Below are 20,149 nucleotides of genomic sequence, written 5' to 3'. Positions count from 1 at the left end.
TGCTCTGGCGGGGGCCCAGCGCCTTCTGCTACGGGAGCGGGCGGGTCGTCCCGGCCCGCCGCCTGCGGGCGGCGCGCGTGACATTCACGTGAAATTCTGTGGCCGCCTGCGCGCAGGCGGATCTGAGTGGAGGACGTTTAATGAGCGCTGTTGAATTCAAGGTAGAAGATGGCGTCGCCATCATCACGCTGAACCGCCCGGAGGCCAAGAACGCCGTTAACGGCGACGTGGCCCGTGGCGTCGCCGCCGCCGTCGACGAGATCAACAGCCGCGACGACATCCGCCTCGCCATCCTCACCGGCGCCGGCGGCTCCTTCTGCGCCGGCATGGACCTCAAGGCCTTCGTCAAGGGCGAGGTGGTCTCCATCGAGGGCCGCGGCTTCGCCGGTCTCACCGAGGCTCCGCCGAAGAAGCCGCTGATCGCCGCAGTTGAGGGTTACGCCCTGGCCGGCGGCTGCGAGCTGGCTCTCACCTGCGACCTCATCGTCGCCAGCGAGGGCTCGAAGTTCGGCATTCCGGAGGTGAAGCGCGGCCTCGTCGCCGCCGCCGGCGGCCTGATGCGCCTGCCGCGCCAGATTCCCTACCGCATCGCCATGGAGCTGGCGCTGACCGGCGAGATGGTCTCCGCCGCCACCCTGCAGGGCTATGGCCTGATCAACCGCGTCGTGCCCAACGGCCAGGCGCTGGAGGAGGCCCTGACGCTGGCCCGCGTCATCGCCGGGAACGGCCCGCTGGCCGTCGCCGTGTCGCGCCAGATCATCAACGAGCAGCAGGACTGGTCGGCCGCCGAGATGTGGGAGAAGCAGAAGGCCTACATCGAGCCGGTGTTCAAGTCGCACGACGCGCGCGAGGGCGCCATCGCCTTCGCCGAGAAGCGCAAGCCCGTCTGGACCGGCAAGTAATCCGCCGGCGGGCGCGCCGCGGCGGCTTCCGTCGCGGCCTGTCCCTTTCCGCCCGCCAGATTCCTCTGGCGGGCTTTTTGTCATGGGCGGGCGGTCGCCATGGGGGACCGCCGCACGCGCCGGCGGCCGCGCGCGCATGACGGGCGCGGGAACCTGCGTCGCGCCCGGGCATTGTCCATGCGCCGGGGGCCATGCGCCGGGGCGCCGGCGGGGCGGAGCCGGAGCGGCGCGGGGGGCGGGCGGACCATGGAACAGCCGGAACTGGCGATGCGCGGCGCGGCGGAAGGGCTGCTGGCCCTGACCCCGGCCGGGCTCTGGTGTCCGGCCGGCGAATTTCACATTGATCCGTTGCGTCCGGCGCCGGCGGCGCTCATCACCCACGCCCATGCCGATCACGCCCGCCCCGGTCACGGCCTCGTGCTGGCCGCCCGCGAAACCCTCGACCTCATGGCCGCGCGCCATGGCCCGGATTTCGCCGGGGCGACGCGGGCGGTCGCCCCCGGCGAAATCCTGACCCTGTCCTCGGCGCGGGTGAGTTTCCATCCGGCAGGCCATGTGCTGGGCTCGGCGCAGATCCGCATCGAGGCGCGCAACCGCCGCGGCTGGCTGACGCGGGCGGTGGTCTCCGGCGACTACAAGCGCGAGGCCGATCCCACCTGCGCGCCGTTCGCGCCGCTGGCCTGCGACGTGTTCGTCACCGAGGCCACCTTCGGCCTGCCGGTGTTCCGCCATCCGCCGCCGGCGGCGGAGATCGCCCGCCTGCTGGCCTCGCTGCGGCTGTTCCCGGAGCGGGCCCATCTGGTGGGGGCCTATTCCTTGGGCAAGGCGCAGCGGCTCGTCGCCCTGCTGCGCGCCGCCGGTTACGACGCGCCGGTTTACCTGCACGGCGCCATGCAGCGGGTCACGGAGGTCTATCTGCGCCACGGCGTGGCGCTGGGCGCGCTGCGGCCGGTTCCGCCGGCCGGGCGCCGCGGCCCCGGCGACGGCCTGCCCGGCCAGATCATCCTCTGCCCGCCCGGCGCCCTGCAGGAGCGCTGGAGCCGGCGTTTCGCCGATCCGGTCCGCTGTCTCGCCTCCGGCTGGATGCGCACCCGCGCCCGCGCCCGCCAGCGCGGCGTGGAGCTGCCGCTGGTGATCTCCGATCACGCCGACTGGCCCGCCCTGCTGCAGACCGTCGCCGAAACCGGAGCTGGCCAGGTGCTCGTCACCCACGGCCGGGAGGACGCGCTGGTCTACTGGCTCCGCCAGCAGGGCCGCGACGCCCGCCCCCTCAGCCTGCCCGGTCATGGCGAAGATGAGGACGGCGACGGCCCCGGCCTGCCCGGCGCGCCGTCCGCGGACGACGGCGCGGCCGGCGCCTCGCCGGGGGACGGGCCCGCGATCAGGACCACGCCAGCCGGGGAGGCGCCATGAACCGTTTCGCCGCCCTCGCGGACCGCCTGGCGTTTGAAAGCAGTCGCAACGCCCGCCTGCGCATCCTCGCAGACTATTTCGCCACGACGCCTGACCCGGACCGCGGCTACGCCCTGGCGGCGCTGGCCGGCGAGCTGGCCTTTCCCCACGCCGGGCCGGCGCTGTTGCGCCGGCTGGTCAGCGCGCGCGTCGATCCGGCCCTGTTCGCCATGTCTTACGACTATGTGGGCGATCTCTCCGAAACCGTCGCCCTGCTGTGGCCGGCGCCCCGGACGCCGCCGGCGGCCGGCCTTTCCCTGGCGCGGGTGGTGGAGACCATGGCCGGGGCGACCAGGGCGCAGATGGAGCCGCTGCTGGCCGGCTGGCTCGACGTTCTCGACGAAACCGGGCGCTGGGCGCTGCTCAAGCTGGTCACCGGCAATTTCCGCGTCGGCGTGTCCGGCCGCCTGGCGCGGCTGGCGCTCGCGCGCTACGGCGGGCGGGAGGCGCAGGAGATTGAGACCATCTGGCCGGGGCTCGCGCCGCCCTATGAGGCGCTGTTCGCCTGGGCGGAAGGGCGCGGGCCGAGGCCGCGCGGCGCGGAGGCGACGCCGTTCCGTCCGCCCATGCTGTCGCATCCGGTGACGCGCGCGGAGCTGGAGGCGCTCGATCCGGCGGATTTCGCCGCCGAGTGGAAATGGGACGGAATCCGCGTCCAGGCGGTGGCCGGCGCCGACGCGCAGGGCGCGCCGGCGGCGCGGCTGTGGTCGCGCGCCGGGGAGGACATCTCCGCCGCCTTTCCCGACCTGATCGCGGCGCTGCTGGAGCTGGAGGGCTTTCAGGGCACCCTGGACGGCGAGCTGCTGGTGGCGCGCGACGGCGCGGCGCAGGATTTCAACACCCTGCAGCAGCGGCTGAACCGCAAGACGGTGAGCGCCCGCATGCTGCGCGACTGGCCCGCCCACATCCGCGTCTGGGACCTGCTGTCGCTGGACGGCGCGGACCTGACGCCGCTGCCATGGACGCAGCGGCGGGAGCGGCTGGAGGCGCTCGTGGCGCGTTTCGCCCATCCGCGCGTCAGCCTGTCGCCGCTCATTCCCTTCGCCAGCTGGGCCGCGCTGGCGGCGGCGCGGGATGATCCGGCCGCGGCCGGCGCCGGGCCGGACGCGGCGGCGGTGGAGGGCTGCATGCTCAAGCGTCGCGACAGCGTCTATGTGAGCGGCCGCCCGCGCGGTCCCTGGTTCAAGTGGAAGCGCGATCCCTGGCTGGTGGACGCGGTGCTGATGTACGCCCGCCGCGGCCACGGCCGGCGTTCGTCCTTCCACTCCGACCTCACCTTCGGCGTGTGGACAGGGGGTGAGGACGGCGAACCGCGGCTGACGCCGGTGGGCAAGGCCTATTTCGGTTTCACCGACGCCGAGCTGGCGCAGCTCGACCGCTTCATCCGCAACAACACGGTGGCGCGCTACGGACCGGTGCGCGAGGTGGCCCATGAGCCGGACCGCGGTCTGGTTCTGGAGATCGCCTTTGAGGGGCTGCGCCGCTCGCCGCGGCACAGGTCGGGCCTCGCCATGCGCTTCCCGCGCATCCATCGCATCCGCTGGGACAAGCCGCCGGCCGCGGCCGACGCCCTCTGCGCCCTGGAGCGGCTGCTGGCGGCGCCGCCGTGACCGCGCGGCCGCCGCCCTGGCCGGGCCCGAGGCGTCTCAGCCCCTCGGCAGGTTGGCGAAGGCGGCCACCACCTGCTCGTACACCGGCCGCTTGAAGGGGATGATCAGGTCCGGCAGCGTATGCATTGGGGCCCAGCGCCAGTCGCTGAACTCGGCCTTGTGGCCGCCCGCCGGCCTGCGCACGTTGATCTCCGAGACGTCGCCGACAAAGCGCAGGGCGAACCACTTCTGCTTCTGCCCGCGATAGCGGCCACGCCAGGAGCGCTTGAGGATCTCGCGCGGCAGGTCGTAGCAGTACCACCCGGGTGCCTCGGCGACCAGCTCCACCGAGCTGACGCTGGTCTCCTCATAAAGCTCGCGCAGGGCCGCCTGATAGGGATCCTCGCCCTCGTCGATGCCGCCCTGGGGCATCTGCCACACATAGGCGTCGTCCACATGTTCGGGACCCGCGTCCGAACGGCGCCTGCCGACGAACACCTCATTGTCCCGGTTCAGCAGCATGACGCCCACGCACAGGCGATACGGCAATTGCGCGAAACGGGTGTCGTCGGTCATCGTTCCTGGCCCCGCGTAAAGCCGGGCGCGCGGCCCTGGCTTTCGCCCCATGCGTGTTCCGGAAACACGGCCGTCGCTTCCGGAACAGGCATTTTTTTCAGCAATATAATGGAGCCGGTCGGCCGTTCAACGCGCCGGCCGCCTTCCCCCGCGGGGCCCGTCCTGGCGCGCGAGGCGCATGGACCCCACGGGGCCGTGTTATGCCGCAGCGCCCGGCCTGCTGGCAATGGCGAAGGCTGCGGACGCCCGGACGAAGCGTCGCGCCCGCAAAAAAACGCGGCCCTGAAGGGGCCGCGCCTGCAGGCGCCCGCGCCGCAGGACGCGGGGCCGCCAGCCCGTTGCGGGCCGGCTCAGTTCTTCGCCTTCTCCGGCGCGCCGGCTTCCCCGGATTTCGCCACCGAGGCGATCCTGCCGGTGCGCAGCAGCTCGAGCGCCGCCTGCAGCTGCTTGTCCTTGGCCGGGTCCGGCGGAATGTAGGCCGACGAGCCGGAGCGCTCCTCCTGCTTCTCGCCGTCCTGCGCCGCCTTGCCGTCGGCCCTGTCCCTGCCGTCGCGCGGACTGCCGGAAAGGTGGCCGCGCAGCCCGGCTTCGCCTTTGGTCTCGTCCTTGCCCTTCAGCTCGTCCGGGACGTCCTGCAGCACGACGATGTCGGGATCGATGCCCTTGGCCTGGATGGAGCGGCCGGAGGGCGTGTAGTAGCGCGCCGTGGTCAGCCGCAGGGCGCCGTTGGAGCCGAGCGGGATGATGGTCTGCACCGAGCCCTTGCCGAAGGAGCGCGTGCCGATGAGCGTCGCGCGCTTGTGGTCCTGCAGGGCGCCGGCGACGATCTCCGCCGCCGAGGCCGAGCCGCCGTTGATCAGCACCACCACCGGCTTGCCGTTGGTGAGGTCGCCGGCGCGGGCGGTGAAGCGCTGGATCTCGTCGGCGTTGCGGCCGCGGGTGGAGACGATCTCGCCGCGGTTGAGGAAGGCGTCGGAGACATACACCGCCTGGTCGAGCAGGCCGCCGCGGTTGTTGCGCAGGTCGAGCACGTAGCCCTTGATCTTGTCCGGGCCGATTTCCTTCGTGACCTTCTCTATCGCCGCCTTCAGGTCGTCGAAGGAGTGCTCGATGAACTGGGTGAGGCGGATATAGGCCACGTCGCCCTCGGCGCGGGCGCGCACCGAGCGGATGGAGATCATCTCGCGGGTAAGCGTGATCTGCAGCGGCTCCTTGCGGCCGGGACGCTGGATGGTGAGCGTCACCTTGGTGTTGACCGGGCCGCGCATCTTGTCGACGGCCTGGTTGAGGGCCATGCCCTGCACGGGCTCGCCGTCGATCTTGACGATGAGGTCGTTGGTGAGGATGCCGGCGCGGGCGGCGGGGGTGTCGTCAATGGGCGTCACCACCTTGATCTGCCCGTCCTCCTGCGTCACCTCGATGCCGAGGCCGCCGAACTGGCCGCGCGTCTCCACCTGCATCTCCTTGAACGCCTTGGCGTCCATGTAGCTGGAGTGCGGGTCAAGCGACGAGAGCATGCCGTTGATGGCCGCCTCGATCATCTTGCTTTCGTTCGGCTTTTCGACGTAGTCGCTGCGCACCTTTTCAAACACGTCGCCGAACAGGTTGAGCTGCCGGTAAATGTCGGCAGAGGCGGCGGTGGCGCTGGTCGTGGACATCAGACGGGTCTGGGTCGCCGCCAGCGACAGACCGACGCCGAGCGCTACGCCGCAGACCAGAATCGAGATTTTTCGCATTATCCGCGAACCTTTTCGCCTTGAGACGCGCCGGGGGACTTCGCCCACCAGGGCGTGGGGTCGATCGCCCCGCCATCCTTGCGGAATTCGACATAGAGCGCCGGCCCTGCGGGGGCGTCCGCCCGTCCCCGGGCCGTGGCGGCGGGGCCTCCGCCAGAGCCAGAATCCGCCCCGGAGCCCATCACCGCGACAGGCTCCCCGGCCAGCACGAACTGGCCGAGACTGACGTTGATCCGCTCCATGCCGGCGAGCAGCACATAGTATCCGCCGCCGGCATTTATGATCAAGAGTTGACCAAAGGACCGGAACGGTCCCGCGAACGACACCCAACCGTCCGCCGGCGCCGAAACGATGGCGCCGGGCTGGGTGGCGATGGTGATCCCCTGGGATTTCGCGCCGGTGGCGTCCGGCTGTCCAAAGGAGACGATCTCGCGCCCGCCCACCGGCAGCGGCAGCTGGCCGCGGGCGTCGGCGAAGGCGATCTTCGGCTCCAGCCGCGCCGGATCACGGAAGGCGAGGGCGGCGAGCTGCTCCTTCGCGTTTTTCAGCTCCGCCTCGGCCTTGCGCGCCGCCTCGGTGTTGCGCCGCGCGGTGGCCAGCTCGCTCTCCAGCCGGGCGATCAGCGACTTCAGGTCGTCGGCCTGTTTCGCCAGTTCGGCCGCCCGGGCGGCCTGTTCGCTGGTCTCGCGCTCGGCGCCGGCGAGGCGGGCCTGGCGGGCCTCAATCAGCGCCATCAGCCGGCGCCGCTCCTCGACGATCGTCTCCATCTCCGCGAACAGGCGCTGGCGGTCAGCCTTGATGGCGTCGCCAAGGCGCGCCAGCTCGGCGAGATCGGTGGCCAGCGCCCGGGTTTCGTTGCGCAGCTCGGGCACCACGGCGCCGAGCAGCATGGAGGTGCGCACGGCGGCCAGCATGTCGTCCGGGCTGGAGAGCACCGCCGGCGGCGGCTTGCGGCCCATGCGCTGCAGCGCCGCCAGCACCTCGGCGATCACGTCCTGGCGGCTCTCGAACGAGCGGCGGATGGCGTCGGCGCTGTCATTGAGCGTCGCCAGGCGCGACTCCAGCTCGGCGATGCGCTCCTCCGTCGCCTGCACCTTGCTGGTGGTGTTCAGCAGCGCGCCGTTGAGGCGGGCGCGGTCCAGCTTCAGCGCCGCGATCTCCGCCTCAAGGCGGATGCGGGCCTCCTCGCTGGACATCAGCCGGGATTCAATCGCCTTCAGCTCGGCCTCGCGCGCCTCTTTCTCGCTCTCCGCCCGGTTTTTTTCCGTCTGGGCGGCCTGCTGCGCCGGCTGCTGGCCCAGCGCGCCGGGCGCAAGGCTCCAGCAGGCGCAGCCCGCCGCCAGCGCCAGCAGCGCGCCGCGCGGCGGCCGCCGGCGCGGAGCGCCGGTCGCGGACGGAGCCGAAGCCTTCAGGGAGACGCGGGGCATGCGGTATCGCTGTTCTGCACGGGGACGCCGGACGGCGACAGTAAGGCGGTTATGGTAAACGCGCGGTTGCGCGCCCCCGCAGATGAACCCCGGACGGCCGGAGCGCAAGCCGTCCCGGGGCGTCCGCGAGGCCGCCCGCGCCGCATCATCCCCGCAATTCTGGCGCGGGCGCGGCGACGCCTGCGACAGATCGCCCGCCGCCCCGTCGCCGGCGGACGTCAGGCGCGGTGATAGGGATGGCCGCCGATGATGGTGAGCAGCCGGTATACCTGTTCCAGCGCCAGCACCCGCACCAGCTGGTGCGGCAGCGTCATGGCGCCGAAGGAGAGGACCAGCTGCGCCCGCCCGCGCACGCTGGCGTCGAGACCGTCGGCGCCGCCGATGACCAGGCACAGCTGGCCGGCGCCGGATTCGCGCACGCGGTCGAGGCGCCCGGCCACGGCCGCGCTGGAGAGGGCGGCGCCGCGCTCGTCAAAGGCGAACAGCGGCGCATCGCCGACGCGGGCGAGAATGGCCGCCGCCTCCTCCGCCTTGCGGCGGGCGGGATCGGCGGCGCGGCTCTCGGGCAGTTCGGCCACCTCCACGGCGGAGACGCCGAGCGCGCGCCCCTGGGCGGCGGCGCGCCGCTGGTAGCGTTCGGCCAGTTCGCGCTCGGGGCCGGCCTTCATGCGGCCGACGCAGACAAGGGAAATTTTCACGCGCCCGCCTCTCCGCGCCGGCTCCGGCCAGACGTCAGGCGCCGCGGCCGCCCGCCGGCGCCGCGCTCCACATTTTTTCAAGGTTGTAGAACGCCCGCACTTCGGGCCGGAACACGTGGACGATGACGTCGCCGGCGTCGATCAGCACCCAGTCGCAGGCGGGGAAGCCTTCTTCCCTGATGTCGCGCACGCCGGCGGCCTTGAGGTCCCCGATCACCTTCTCCGCAATGGAGCCCACGTGACGGTTGGACCGGCCGGAGGCGATCACCATGGCGTCGGCGATGGTGGTCTTGCCGCGCAGGTCCAGTTCGACGACGTCCTCGGCCTTCATCTCGTCGAGACTGCGCATGACGACGCCGATCAGGCTGACGAGGGCGGCGTCGGCGCCGGCTTCCGGCTGTCCGGCCGGGGACTGTCCGGCTTCGGGTATCTGGTTGGGCATATGGCTGCGTCTGGCGCCTTCTGTTGGAGCGTGTTTCGCTGTCGGAGCGCGGTCCGCGGGGCGGCGGCCGCTCCGGGCGTGGTCGCGGCTGCCGGCGGCAGGGCGCCGGTCCGCCGGCCGGCTGTCCGGCATGCGCGCCGCCCCGGCGGATAATCGCCGTTTCGGGCAACATAACCATTCCCCTCCATGCGTTCAACGCGCGGGCGACGTCGGGGAAGGCGGTTTCAGGGCGGCGTGCGGCGCCCGGCGCGGATGGCGGTGGACGACAGCCCCGAGCGCGGCCCGTGCAGCAGCGTCCAGGCGGGCGGGCGGCGCAGCGCCAGCGCGCGCGCCGCCGGTTCCGGCACGCGCGCCGCAGCGAAGCTGCGCGCCGCCACCGAGGCGGCGGCCGCCAGCGTGCTGCCCGGCCGGTCGATCACCGCCACCGGCACGCGGCGCATGATGTCGCGCCAGCGCCGCCAGCGGTGCAGGGTGACGAAACTGTCGGCGCCGATCACCAGCACGAAATGCATGTGCGGAAAGCGGCGCTGCAGCCAGGCCACGGTCTCGCAGGTGAAGCGGGCGCCAATGTCGGTCTCGAGGCCGCTGACGTGATGGCGCGGGCCGCGGGCGACGGCCTGTGTCAGAGCCATGCGTTCGGCGACGGAGGGCAGGCCGTCCTGGTCCTTCAGCGGATTGCCGGGGGTGACCAGCCACCACACCCGGTCTAGCCCGAGCCGGCGCAGGGCGATGTCGGCGACGAGGCGATGGGCTGCGTGGGGCGGATTGAACGTGCCGCCGTAAAGACCGATGCGCTGTCCTGGGGCGCCCTGCGGCAGCCGCCACCGTGGAATCATGCCGCCCTCGCCCATGTAACGCGTCGCAGCCGGAACCGGTTAATATGGGGGCGGATCTGGCGCAAGGAGCCCGTCATGTTCATTCATGTCACCGATCCGGCCGACAACGCCCGCATCCTGCTGAACGCGTCCTGCATCCTGATGGTGCGGGCGGCGGTGCATGGCGGTTCGGTCATTTACCTGTCCACCGGCGCGGCGCACCATCCCGACGTGCTGCGGGCGCAGGAGACGCCGGAGGAGATCGCCGCGATGCTCGGCCGCCTGGGCCTGCTGTCCGGCGACGCCGCGGACGCGCCGGCGGAGACCGCGGCCGCCGCCCGCTGACCGGCGGCCGTGCTGTTACGGCCGGGTCTGGCCGGAGCCGCGCACCTTGTACTTGAACGAGGTGAGCTGCTCTGCGCCGACCGGGCCGCGCGCGTGCATGCGCCCGGTGGCGATGCCGATCTCGCCCCCGAAGCCGAACTCGCCGCCGTCGGCGAACTGGGTGGAGGCGTTGTGCGCTACGATGGCCGAATCCACCTCCGCGAGGAAGCGCTCGGCCCGCTCGCGGTTTTCGGTAATGATGCAGTCGGTGTGGCGGGACGAATAGGCCTCGATGTGGGCGAGGGCGCCGTCAAGGCCGTCCACCACCCGCGCCGAAATGATCGCCTCCAGATATTCCGTGCGCCAGTCTTCCTCGCTGGCCGGCCTGACGCGCGGGTCGACGGCCTGCACGGCCTCGTCGCCGCGCACCTCGCAGCCGGCGTCGAGCAGCATGGTGACCAGCGGGGCCAGCAGGCGCCCGGCGCCGGCGCGGTCCACCAGCAGCGTCTCGGCCGCGCCGCAGATGCTGGTGCGCCGCATCTTGGAGTTCATCAGCACCTTGCGCGCCGTCTCCAGGTCGGCCTCGCCGTCCACATAGACGTGCACCAGGCCCTCCAGATGGGCGAACACCGGCACGCGCGCCTCGTTCTGCACCCGCTCCACCAGGCTGCGGCCGCCGCGCGGCACGATCACGTCGACGGCGCCGTCGAGGCCGCGCAGCATCTCGCCCACCGCGGCGCGGTCCCGCGTCGGGACCAGCTGCACCGCGTCGGCCGGAACGCCGGCGCTGGCGACGCCGGCGCGCATGGCGTCGGCGAGGGCCGTCGCCGAGCGGAAGCTGTCGGAGCCGGCGCGCAGGATGGCGGCGTTACCCGCCTTCAGGCACAGGGCGGCGGCGTCCGCCGTCACGTTGGGACGGCTCTCGAAGATGATGCCGATGACCCCGAGCGGCGTGGAGACGCGCTCGATCACCAGCCCGTTGGGCCGTTCGAATACGGCCAGCACGCGGCCCACCGGGTCGGGCAGGGCGGCGATGGCCGTCACGCCGTCGGCGATGGCGGCGAGGCGGCGGGCGTCCAGGGCGAGGCGGTCGATATAGGCCTCGGTCTGGCCGCTGGCGCGCGCTTCGGCCACATCCCCGGCGTTGGCGGCGAGGATCGCGTCCTCCGCCGTGCGGATGGCGTCGGCGGCGGCGCGCAGGGCGGCGGCGCGGGTTTCTCCGTCGAGCAGCGCCAGCTGGCGCCGGGCGGCCACGGCCCGGCGGCCGATGTCGCGCATGAGACCGGCGATGTCGGCCGCGCCGGCCGGCGGCGCGCCGGCGCCGGTGACTGCGCTGGCGGTGCTGTCGATGCGTGCTGCGGTGCCCATTGTCCTGCCTTCGCTTGCTCCGGCCGTTCGCCGGTCCGTCGATCAGGGGCGTTATTGTTACCCGCCCCGGGGGCGGCGGCGCAAGGCGCGCCGGCCCGTCCGGGCGGTCTGCGCGTCTTTCGCGCTCAGGACGCCTCGTCCTTCACGGCGGGGCTCACCACCATGACGTCGCGGTGAATCATCTCCGCCCGGCCGGAATAGCCGACGATGGCGGCCACTTCGGCGCTGGCGCGGCCTGCGACGGCGCGGGCGTCGTCGGCGTCGAAATTGACGAGGCCGCGGGCCACCACCTGGCCGGAGGCGTTCTTCACCAGCACCGGATCGCCGCGCAGGAACGCGCCCTCCACGGCGGTGACGCCGGCCGGCAGCAGGCTCTTGCCGCGGCGCAGCGCCGCCACGGCGCCGTCATCGATGGTGATGACGCCATGGGTCTCCAGCAGGCCGCTGATCCATTTCTTGCGCGCGCGCGCCGGGGTGGAGCGCGAGAGGAACCAGGTGGCCGGCGCCCCTTCGGCGATGCGCCGCAGCGGATTGTCCACCAGCCCGGAGGCGATGATCATGTGGGCGCCGCCGGCGGTGGCGATCTTGCCGGCCTCGATCTTGGTGCGCATGCCGCCGCGCGAGAACTGGCTGGCGGCGCCGCCGGCCATGGCCTCGATCTCCGGCGTGATGCGCGGCACCACGGGGATGTGGCGGGCGTCCGGGCTGGAGCCGGGCGGGGCGGTGTAAAGGCCGTCCACGTCAGAGAGCAGCACCAGCAGGTCGGCGTCGGTCATGGTGGCGACGCGGGCGGCGAGGCGGTCGTTGTCGCCGTAGCGGATCTCGCTGGTGGCCACGGTGTCGTTTTCATTGATCACCGGCACGGCGCGCCATTCCAGCAGCTTGCCCATGGTGGCGCGGGCGTTGAGATAGCGCCGGCGCTCCTCGGTGTCCCACAGGGTCACCAGCACCTGGCCGGCGGTGAGCCCGCGCGCGCCCAGCGCCTCGGACCAGGTGCGGGCGAGGGCGATCTGGCCCACCGAGGCCGCGGCCTGGCTCTCCTCCAGCCGCAGCGGGCCGGAGGGCAGCTTCAGCACGGCGCGGCCGAGCGAAATCGAGCCCGACGACACCACCAGCACGTCCTTGCCGGCCTGGTGCAGCGCCGCCAGATCGTCGGCGAGGGCGGCCAGCCACTGCTGGCGCACGGCGCCGCGCTCCCGGTCGACCAGCAGGGAAGAGCCGACTTTCACGACGATGCGGCGGAAGCGGTTGAGCGACGGAATCTCGGTCATGATGCGGGCGCGCCTTGCCCCGGAGGGCGGGTGTGACGGGCCCGGACGTGCGTCCGGGCGACGGTGAAGCCAGGAGCCGCCCGGCGGAGACAGGCGGTTCGCCATCGCGCGGCGGCCGGCGCGAAAACGCCGGACAGGAAGCCGGAGAACGCGCAGGGCGCCCTCCGGAAGGCCGCCTTTCCGCTGCGGCCGCGCGACAGGCACGCCCTATACAGCAAATGCGGACATGACTGGAATGATTTCCACGGCGGCGATATATGCGCTGGCGAAATGCGGGCGGCGGCCGGCCGGAGCGCCAGACGGGGCTGCGGCTTCGCCGCGCGCGTGCGCGGGATTGCGCGCCGGCGGCGCCTGTCCTAAGGAATCGCCCCGGACTGGCGCCGTCGCGGCGGGCCGCCGGAAGCAGGGTTTGAGGCGAAGCTCCCGGCGGAGGCCGGGGCGCAGGCAGCGTCGCGTCAGGCGCGCGGGAAGAGGCGCCGGCGCGCGCCGCGCAGCGCGGATTTGGGCGGGAGAGGTTTATGTCCAGCAGCATCCGTCAGCCATCCGGAGAGCTCGTCACCGTGTTCGGCGGCTCCGGTTTCATCGGCCGTCACGTGGTGCGGGCGCTGGCGCGCCAGGGGCGCCGCATCCGCGTCGCCGTGCGGCGGCCGGATCTGGCCTTCCACCTCCAGCCGCTCGGCGGCGTCGGCCAGATCCAGCCGGTGCAGGCCAACCTGCGCAACCGCGCCTCGGTGGCCCGGGCCGTCGCCGGCGCCGACGCGGTGATCAATCTCGTCGGCATCATGCATCAGGGCGGCCGCCAGCGTTTTGACGCCGTGCACGGCTTCGGCGCCCGCGCCGTGGCCGAGGCCGCCGCCGCGGCCGGCGTCCCGCAGCTGGTGCATGTTTCGGCTCTCGGCGCCTCGCCCGATTCCGGCAGCGCCTACGCCCGCTCCAAGGCCAACGCCGAGCGCGCCGTGCTGGACGCCTTTCCGGGCGCGGTGATCCTGCGCCCCTCCGTGGTGTTCGGACCCGAGGACCGTTTCTTCAACCGTTTCGCCCAGCTGGCGACGTTCCTGCCGGTGATTCCGCTGGTGGGCGCCGACACCCGCGTGCAGCCGGTGTTCGTCGGCGACGTGGCCGAGGCGGCGGCCCGCGCTCTCGACGGCGCGGCCCGGCCCGGCGCGACCTATGAGCTCGCCGGTCCGGAGGTGATGACCATACGTGAGGCGGCGGAGCTGACGCTGCGCGTCATCAGGCGCCGCCGGGCGCTGGCCGGCCTGCCGTTCGGCCTTGCGAAGCTGCAGGCCTTCATGCTGGAGGTCGCCCATCTGGCGTCGCTCGGCCTGCTGCCGGACAGCCTGCGCCTCACCCGCGACCAGGTGGAGCTGCTGCGCCACGACAACGTGCTCTCCGATGAGGCCGTCGCCGAAAACCGCACCCTCGCGGGTCTCGGCGTGATCCCGCAGGGCGTCGAGGGCATCATCCCTACCTATCTGTGGCGCTTCCGCAAGAAGGGCCAGTTCGAGCCGCCGCCGAAGGTCGGCTCGGGCGCGCGCGAGGCCGAAGCCTGAGCGCAGCCCCTCCGGCCGCAGCCGCAGACGGGCCGTGATTTTTCCGCGCCGCCCCCGGATGTCCGGAGGCGGCGCCCTGTTTTCCGGGGTTTTCAGACGCCGGGGACGCCGGCGGCGCGCTCGTAGCGCGCGACGCGCTTGTGCACGTGCACCATCATCACCACGCCGAACAGCGGCGTGATCAGGTTGAGCGCCGGCACCGCTAGAATCGCCGCGGTCACCAGACCGGCGCAGAACACGAAGCCGCGGTTGCGCCGCCGCATGGCGTCCGCCTCCGCCACCGGGCGGAAGCGCGCCGCCGCCATCTCGAAATACTCCCGCCCCAGCAGGTAGCCGTTGACGGCGAAAAAGGCGGCGACATTGACGCCGGGAATGAAGAACAGCAGCAGCGCCAGCAGGTTGAGCGCCAGCGACAGGCCGGCGAAGCGCAGGCCGCACACCAGCGAGCGCCACACCGACATCGGCTGGCCCGGCGGATCGTCAGGGTAGTTCGTCCGCTCCACCAGTTCGGCGGCGTCGTCGAGAAAATAGCCCGAGACCAGCGCCGACACCGGCGGAATGAGAAAGGCGAGCCCCACCAGCAGCCCGGCCCCGACAAGGAAATAGGCGAGGGTGTCGAGAACCGGCCAGGCGGCGCTGAGGGCGTGGCCGTCAAGAAAATGGCCGGCCAGCCGCGTCAGCCCGAACCAGACCACCGCCAGGATCAGCACGGTGAGGCCGATGGAGCGCAGCAGCATGCGCCGGAACGGCGGCGACAGCACCTGGCGGAAGGCGCGCGCGGCGGCGTCGGTCAGGTCGGCGGGGCCGGGGGGGCTGATGCGGGTCATCGGCAATCCAGGGAAAGGCGCCGCCGTCCGCTGGCGCTTCCGGAAGATCGTGCGGAGCGGCCGCGGCGCGGCGCCCCGCGGCGGGGCGACGTCCGGCGCCTGCTCCCCGCGCGGAGACGCCCGGGCGCGGCCGCGGCGCCGGTCCGCCGGACGGTTCATGAAGGCGAATTGCGGCGAAACGCCGGAGCCGGGCGCGAAAAGGGGCCGTGCCTCACAGCATGCTGGGCAGCACGCGGTCCGGCGGGCGGTGGCCGTCCATGAAGGTGCGGATGTTGAGGATCACCTTCTCGCCCATGTCATGGCGCCCCTCGATGGTGGCCGAGCCGAGATGGGGCAGCAGCACCACCTTGTGGGACCGGGCCAGCCGCAGCAGGCGCGGGTTCACGGAAGGCTCGCTCTCGAACACGTCGAGGCCGGCGCCGGCCAGCTGGTTGGTCTCCAGCATGCGGGCGAGGGCGGTCTCGTCGATGATCTCGCCGCGCGCGGTGTTCACGATGATGGCCGAGGGCTTCATCAGCTGCAGGCGGCGGGCGGAGAGCAGGTGATAGGTGGCCGGCGTGTGCGGGCAGTTGACCGAGATGATGTCCATGCGGGCCAGCATCTGGTCCAGCGATTCCCAGTAGGTGGCCTCCAGCCCGTTCTCGATCGCCTCCGGCACGCGGCGGCGGTTGTGATAGTGGATGGAGAGGCCGAAGGCGCGGGCGCGGCGGGCCAGCGCCTGGCCGATGCGCCCCATGCCGACGATGCCCAGCCGCTTGCCGGTGATGCGCCGGCCCAGCATCCATGTGGGCGACCAGCCGGGCCAGGCGTCCTCCGGAATCACCCGCGCGCCCTCGGCGACGCGCCGCGCCACGGCGAGGATCAGGGCCATGGTCATGTCGGCGGTGTCTTCGGTGAGCACGCCGGGGGTGTTGGTGACGGTGATGCCGCGCGCCAGCGCCTGGTGCACGTCGATATGGTCCACGCCGTTGCCGAAATTGGCGATCAGCTTCAGCTGCGGGCCTGCCTGGGCGAGAATGGCCGAGTCGATCACGTCGGTGATGGTGGGCACGAGAACGTCGGCGGTCTTCACCGCCTCCACCAGCTCGGCCGGACGCATGGGAATGTCGTCATGGTTGAGCCGTACGTCGAACAGCTCCGCCATGCGGGTTTCGATGGCGTCAGGCAGGCGCCGGGTGACGACGACGAGCGGCTTCTTTTTGGTCATGACGCGTCCAGACGGGAGCTTTTCACGCTGCGTTAAGCAGGAACAGGCGAAACACGGCGGGTTCCGCGCCTCGCGACCTTACTATCAGACGAGGCCAGAAACACAACGCATCCAAACGTCTGACGGCCATGCCGCCACCGCGCGCGGCCGGAAGCGGATGCAGGACGCCATGTTTTCGCCTTCACGGCGCCCTCCGGCGCGGACCGCCGCCGGGCAGGCGCCGCGGGCGCCGGAAGCCGTTCCGGAGCAGCCGCGGGGGAGAGCCGGATCATGACCATTACAGCCGCAGGAAACGGGCGCGGGCGCCGGGCCGCCCGCCGGCGGACGCAGGCGGCGCGCGTCGCGCCGGTCGCCGGCCTCCTCGCCGCGCTGGCCCTTTCCCTCGCCGCGGCGCAGCCCGCCGCCGCTGTGGAGGCGGTGGCCAGGGGCACGGTCACCGGCCTGCCGCTGCCGCGTTACGTCAGCCTGAAGTCGGACCGGGTGAACCTGCGCCGCGGTCCGGGCAAGGATCACGCCACGGTCTGGATCTACCAGCGCGCCGGCCTGCCGGTGGAGATCACCGCCGAATTCGAGACCTGGCGCCGGGTGCGCGACTCGGAGGGGGTGGAGGGCTGGGTGCTGCACTCGCTGCTCTCCGGCAAGCGCACCGGGCTGGTGACGCCGTGGGAGAAGGAGGGGGCGCTGACGCCCATGCGCCGCGCCGCCTCTGACGACGCCGGCCTCGTGGCGCGCCTCGCCCCGCGCGTCATCGTGCAGGTGGAGAAATGCGACGGGACCTGGTGCGAGGTGGAGGTGCGCCGCCGCCGCGGCTATGTGCGGCAGGAGCGGCTGTGGGGCGTCTATCCCGGCGAGGTGGTGAACTGAGCTGCGCCGCGGGGCCGCCGCGTGAAAAAAAGCCGCCGCCAGCCGGCGGCGGCGCGTTTCCCTGTCGCCGGCGGGGCCGGCGGATTTCCGGACGGCCTTTCCCGCCGCCGGCTTCCGGCCTCCTGGCGCGACGCGGGCCCTGTGGATCAGGCGCGGCGCGGACGCAGCCGCACCACCACGTCGACGCGGGCGATCTCCATGCCCTCCGGCGGCTCCGGCAGGTTGGCGATGTCGATGGAGGAGCCGGGGATGTCGACGAGCCGGTCCTCGCCCTCGACTAGGAAGTGATGATGATCGCCGGTGTTGGTGTCGAAATAGGTGCGCGAGCCGTCCACGGCGACCTGGCGCAGCAGGCCGGCCTCGGTGAACTGGTGCAGGGTGTTGTAGACCGTGGCGAGCGACACCGGCACGCGGGCGCGGTTGGCCTCCTCATAGAGCATTTCCGCCGTGACGTGGCGGTCGCCCTTGGCGAACAGCAGCCAGCCCAGCGACACGCGCTGGCGGGTCGGCCGCAGGCCGACGCGGCGCAGCTCGGCGCGCAGGGCGTGCACCGGGCAGCCCTTCAGCCCGTCGCCGCCGGAAGCATTGGAAGTCTCTACGCCGCGGAGGGCGTCGCCGTCTGTCATCGCGCAAGATATCCCGTGAACCCGCCATGATCATAGGGAAGCCGGGCGACGGCCGCAACCCCTTTGCAAGCCATTTGCAACTGGGTGCGACGCCAGGCGCCGCCGGGCGCCGCCGCCCTGCGCGCCGGCGCCGCGGGCGTCGCGACGGGTTCCAGCGCCGGGGCCAATCGTGTTACAAGCGCGACAGGATGGCAGGCGACGGATTGATGCCGGATCGCGGTCCGCTCCCTGCGCGCCTGTCGCGCACCCATATCCAGATCCCGGTGAGGATCGCCCGCGATTTGTCAGGACGATGACCGACACTGCTCACAGCGCAACGCGTCAATCCAGCTACACCTATGAAGAACTGCTCGCCTGCGCGCGCGGCGAACTGTTTGGTCCCGGCAACGCCCAGCTGCCGCTGCCGCCGATGCTGATGGTGCACCGCATCACCGAGATCTCCGAGACCGGCGGCGAGTTCGGCAAGGGCTACGTGCGCGCCGCATATGACGTCAGTCCGGACGACTGGTATTTTCCGTGCCACTTCGCAGGCAATCCCATCATGCCGGGCTGCCTCGGGCTGGACGGCATGTGGCAGCTCACCGGCTTCTTCCTTGGCTGGCTGGGCGAGCCGGGGCGGGGCATGGCGCTCTCCACCGGCGAGGTGAAGTTCAAGGGCATGGTGCGGCCAACCGTGAAGCTGCTGGAGTATGGCATCGACTTCAAGCGGGTGATGCGCGGCCGCCTCGTGCTCGGCACCGCCGACGGCTGGCTGAAGGCCGACGGCGAAAAGATCTATGAGGCGAAAGACCTGCGGGTCGGCCTGTCCACGGCCTGAGGCCGGCGCGGGCCCTGGTCCGCGCCTTCCGCCCTCCCGGTCCGCCCGCGCGCTTTTGCGCGGGCATGGATTGCGCTGGCGGACGAAAAGCACGATATCCAGCACGCTCTCCCGGCAGGCGCGCGGACAGGCGCACCGTCCCGGGGGCCGCGCGGACGGCGGGCGCAGGGCGTTCGCCGCGCGCCGGGATCATGATGCAGACGGGCGCACTGGCCATGGCGCGCCGCCATGGCCGGGCCGGCGCCGAGAATGAGGAACAGTCGCTGATGAGGCGCGTCGTCGTGACCGGGATGGGCATTGTCTCGTCCATTGGCAACAATATCCCGGAGGTGACGGAGTCCCTTCGCGAGGCCCGCTCCGGCATTTCTTTCGCCGAGGAGCACGCGAGGCTGGGCTTCCGCAGCCAGGTGTATGGCCGTCCGACGCTCGACCCCGAGACCGTCGTCGATCGCCGGGCCCTGCGCTTTCTTGGCCAGGGCGCAGCCTGGAATCACGTGGCGATGGAAGAAGCCATCGCCGACGCCGGCTTCGCGAAGGAAGAGATCTCCCACGAGCGCATCGGCATCATCATGGGCTCCGGCGGCCCCTCGGCCCGCACCATCGTCGAGTCCGCCGACATCACCCGCAGCAAGGGGCCCAAACGCGTCGGCCCCTTCGCCGTGCCCAAGGCCATGTCGTCCACCGCCTCGGCGACGCTGGCCACCTGGTTCAGGATCAAGGGCGTGAACTATTCGATCTCCTCCGCCTGCGCCACCTCGGTGCACTGCGTGGGCGCGGCCTATGAGCAGATCGCTTGGGGCAAACAGGACGTGATCTTCGCCGGCGGCTGCGAGGAGCTGGACTGGACTCTCTCGGTGCTGTTCGACGCCATGGGCGCCATGTCGAGCCGGTTCAACGACCGGCCGTCCACGGCCTCGCGCGCCTATGACAGGAACCGCGACGGCTTCGTCATCGCCGGCGGCGCCGGCGTGCTGGTGCTGGAGGAGCTGGAGCACGCCAAGGCCCGCGGCGCGCGCATCTACGCCGAGATCATCGGCTACGGCGCCACCTCGGACGGTTACGACATGGTGGCCCCCTCCGGCGAGGGCGCGGTGCGCTGCATGCGCCAGGCGCTGGCCACGGTGAAGCAGCCGATCTCCTACATCAATCCGCACGCCACCTCGACGCCGGTCGGCGACGACAAGGAGATCGAGGCCATTCGCGAGGTGTTCGGCTCTGGCGACAGGTGCCCGCCGATTTCGGCCACCAAGTCGCTCACCGGCCACTCGCTGGGCGCCACCGGCGTGCAGGAAACGATTTATTCGCTCCTGATGATGCACAACAACTTCATCTGCGAAAGCGCGCACATCGAGGAGCTCGACCCGGCGTTCGCCGACATGCCCATCGTGCGCCAGCGCATGGACAACGTCCAGCTGGAGACCGTGCTCACCAACTCCTTCGGGTTTGGCGGCACAAACGCCACGCTGGTGCTGAAACACATTGACGCCTGAGCCGGTCCGGGCGGGGCCAGCGCCCGCCCGGCGGTCTGCGGCCAGGCGTCCGCCGCAGCCGCGCTCCGGCGCGGCCGCCGCTACCCCGCCTGCCGCTGGTTTGCTGCACTGAAACGTAACCGCGACGGCCGGGCGCTCCGGGCGCCCCCGCCGTCAGCAAGGGAC

General features: G+C 72.0%; 19 protein-coding genes. 8 read left to right on the top strand and 11 right to left on the bottom strand.

Annotated elements, in window-relative coordinates:
• Positions 1-140: 140 nt before the first annotated feature.
• The 3 genes from ACFFJB_RS00590 to ACFFJB_RS00580 all read left to right on the top strand — a co-directional run bounded on the left by ACFFJB_RS00590 (position 141) and on the right by ACFFJB_RS00580 (position 3,964).
• Positions 141-902 carry a crotonase/enoyl-CoA hydratase family protein gene (locus ACFFJB_RS00590; RefSeq protein WP_376828667.1) on the top strand — a complete coding sequence of 254 codons (762 nt, stop codon included), beginning with the start codon at positions 141-143 and terminating at the stop codon, positions 900-902.
• 246 nt (positions 903-1,148) lie between these two features.
• Entirely contained in the window at positions 1,149-2,315 is a 1,167-nt protein-coding gene (locus ACFFJB_RS00585; RefSeq protein ID WP_376828665.1) for a ligase-associated DNA damage response exonuclease, read from the top strand.
• Positions 2,312-3,964: a cisplatin damage response ATP-dependent DNA ligase gene (locus ACFFJB_RS00580; RefSeq protein ID WP_376828663.1), complete on the top strand. Its 1,653-nt coding sequence runs from the start codon at positions 2,312-2,314 to the stop codon at positions 3,962-3,964. Before ACFFJB_RS00585 ends, ACFFJB_RS00580 begins: the two co-directional genes overlap by 4 nt.
• A gap of 36 nt (positions 3,965-4,000) precedes the next feature.
• Here ACFFJB_RS00580 and ACFFJB_RS00575 read toward each other — a convergent pair whose 3' ends face one another.
• The 6 genes from ACFFJB_RS00575 to ACFFJB_RS00550 all read right to left on the bottom strand — a co-directional run bounded on the left by ACFFJB_RS00575 (position 4,001) and on the right by ACFFJB_RS00550 (position 9,658).
• Positions 4,001-4,519, bottom strand: a complete 519-nt coding sequence (locus ACFFJB_RS00575; protein WP_376828661.1) for an RNA pyrophosphohydrolase — start codon at positions 4,517-4,519, stop codon at positions 4,001-4,003.
• Between the two features lie 350 nt (positions 4,520-4,869).
• A complete protein-coding gene (locus ACFFJB_RS00570) occupies positions 4,870-6,255 on the bottom strand; it encodes a S41 family peptidase (RefSeq protein ID WP_376828659.1) in 1,386 nt (461 codons plus the stop codon).
• The gene (locus tag ACFFJB_RS00565) at positions 6,255-7,682 is read right to left on the bottom strand and encodes a murein hydrolase activator EnvC family protein (protein ID WP_376828658.1); all 1,428 of its coding nucleotides are present in this window, start codon (positions 7,680-7,682) and stop codon (positions 6,255-6,257) included. The genes ACFFJB_RS00570 and ACFFJB_RS00565 overlap by 1 nt, the downstream gene beginning before the upstream one ends.
• Before the next feature lie 218 nt (positions 7,683-7,900).
• Positions 7,901-8,380 (bottom strand): 23S rRNA (pseudouridine(1915)-N(3))-methyltransferase RlmH, encoded by a 480-nt coding sequence (gene rlmH / locus ACFFJB_RS00560; RefSeq protein WP_376828656.1) that lies wholly within the window; start codon positions 8,378-8,380, stop codon positions 7,901-7,903.
• 34 nt (positions 8,381-8,414) lie between these two features.
• Entirely contained in the window at positions 8,415-8,822 is a 408-nt protein-coding gene (rsfS, locus tag ACFFJB_RS00555; protein WP_376828654.1) for a ribosome silencing factor, read from the bottom strand.
• Between the two features lie 224 nt (positions 8,823-9,046).
• The gene (locus ACFFJB_RS00550) at positions 9,047-9,658 is read right to left on the bottom strand and encodes a nicotinate-nucleotide adenylyltransferase (RefSeq protein WP_376828652.1); all 612 of its coding nucleotides are present in this window, start codon (positions 9,656-9,658) and stop codon (positions 9,047-9,049) included.
• Positions 9,659-9,733: 75 nt separating this feature from the next.
• On the opposite strand from ACFFJB_RS00550, the gene ACFFJB_RS00545 reads away from it, so the two are divergent.
• Positions 9,734-9,982 carry a hypothetical protein gene (locus ACFFJB_RS00545; RefSeq protein ID WP_376828650.1) on the top strand — a complete coding sequence of 83 codons (249 nt, stop codon included), beginning with the start codon at positions 9,734-9,736 and terminating at the stop codon, positions 9,980-9,982.
• A gap of 15 nt (positions 9,983-9,997) precedes the next feature.
• Here ACFFJB_RS00545 and ACFFJB_RS00540 read toward each other — a convergent pair whose 3' ends face one another.
• On the bottom strand, positions 9,998-11,239 hold the full coding sequence (locus tag ACFFJB_RS00540; RefSeq protein ID WP_376829104.1) for a glutamate-5-semialdehyde dehydrogenase: 1,242 nt from the start codon (positions 11,237-11,239) through the stop codon (positions 9,998-10,000).
• A 215-nt stretch (positions 11,240-11,454) separates the two neighbouring features.
• A complete protein-coding gene (gene proB, locus ACFFJB_RS00535; RefSeq protein WP_376828649.1) occupies positions 11,455-12,600 on the bottom strand; it encodes a glutamate 5-kinase in 1,146 nt (381 codons plus the stop codon).
• Between the two features lie 518 nt (positions 12,601-13,118).
• Here proB and ACFFJB_RS00530 point away from each other — a divergent pair.
• Positions 13,119-14,153 (top strand): complex I NDUFA9 subunit family protein, encoded by a 1,035-nt coding sequence (locus ACFFJB_RS00530; protein WP_376828647.1) that lies wholly within the window; start codon positions 13,119-13,121, stop codon positions 14,151-14,153.
• A 92-nt stretch (positions 14,154-14,245) separates the two neighbouring features.
• Here the strand turns inward: ACFFJB_RS00530 and ACFFJB_RS00525 are convergent, their stop codons facing one another.
• Together ACFFJB_RS00525 and ACFFJB_RS00520 are read right to left on the bottom strand one after the other, a co-directional pair.
• Entirely contained in the window at positions 14,246-14,980 is a 735-nt protein-coding gene (locus ACFFJB_RS00525; RefSeq protein WP_376828645.1) for a sulfate transporter family protein, read from the bottom strand.
• 211 nt (positions 14,981-15,191) lie between these two features.
• Entirely contained in the window at positions 15,192-16,187 is a 996-nt protein-coding gene (locus tag ACFFJB_RS00520) for a 2-hydroxyacid dehydrogenase (RefSeq protein WP_376828643.1), read from the bottom strand.
• 270 nt (positions 16,188-16,457) lie between these two features.
• Here ACFFJB_RS00520 and ACFFJB_RS00515 point away from each other — a divergent pair, with 270 nt between their 5' ends.
• Positions 16,458-17,051 carry an SH3 domain-containing protein gene (locus tag ACFFJB_RS00515; protein ID WP_376828641.1) on the top strand — a complete coding sequence of 198 codons (594 nt, stop codon included), beginning with the start codon at positions 16,458-16,460 and terminating at the stop codon, positions 17,049-17,051.
• A 146-nt stretch (positions 17,052-17,197) separates the two neighbouring features.
• Here the strand turns inward: ACFFJB_RS00515 and irrA are convergent, their stop codons facing one another.
• Positions 17,198-17,677, bottom strand: a complete 480-nt coding sequence (irrA, locus tag ACFFJB_RS00510) for an iron response transcriptional regulator IrrA (RefSeq protein WP_376828639.1) — start codon at positions 17,675-17,677, stop codon at positions 17,198-17,200.
• Between the two features lie 292 nt (positions 17,678-17,969).
• Between irrA and fabA the strand changes: the two genes are divergently transcribed.
• Both fabA and fabB read left to right on the top strand, forming a co-directional pair.
• Complete coding sequence (fabA, locus tag ACFFJB_RS00505; protein ID WP_376828637.1) at positions 17,970-18,494, top strand: 3-hydroxyacyl-[acyl-carrier-protein] dehydratase FabA; 525 nt, start codon at positions 17,970-17,972, stop codon at positions 18,492-18,494.
• Positions 18,495-18,760: 266 nt separating this feature from the next.
• Positions 18,761-19,984, top strand: a complete 1,224-nt coding sequence (gene fabB / locus ACFFJB_RS00500; protein ID WP_376828635.1) for a beta-ketoacyl-ACP synthase I — start codon at positions 18,761-18,763, stop codon at positions 19,982-19,984.
• Positions 19,985-20,149: the final 165 nt, after the last annotated feature.

The sequence above is a fragment of the Camelimonas abortus genome, assembly GCF_042432745.1.
Lineage (GTDB): Bacteria > Pseudomonadota > Alphaproteobacteria > Rhizobiales > Beijerinckiaceae > Camelimonas > Camelimonas abortus.
The sequence above is the reverse complement of the archived record's forward strand: the minus strand, read 5'-3'. Positions and strand labels throughout refer to the sequence as shown.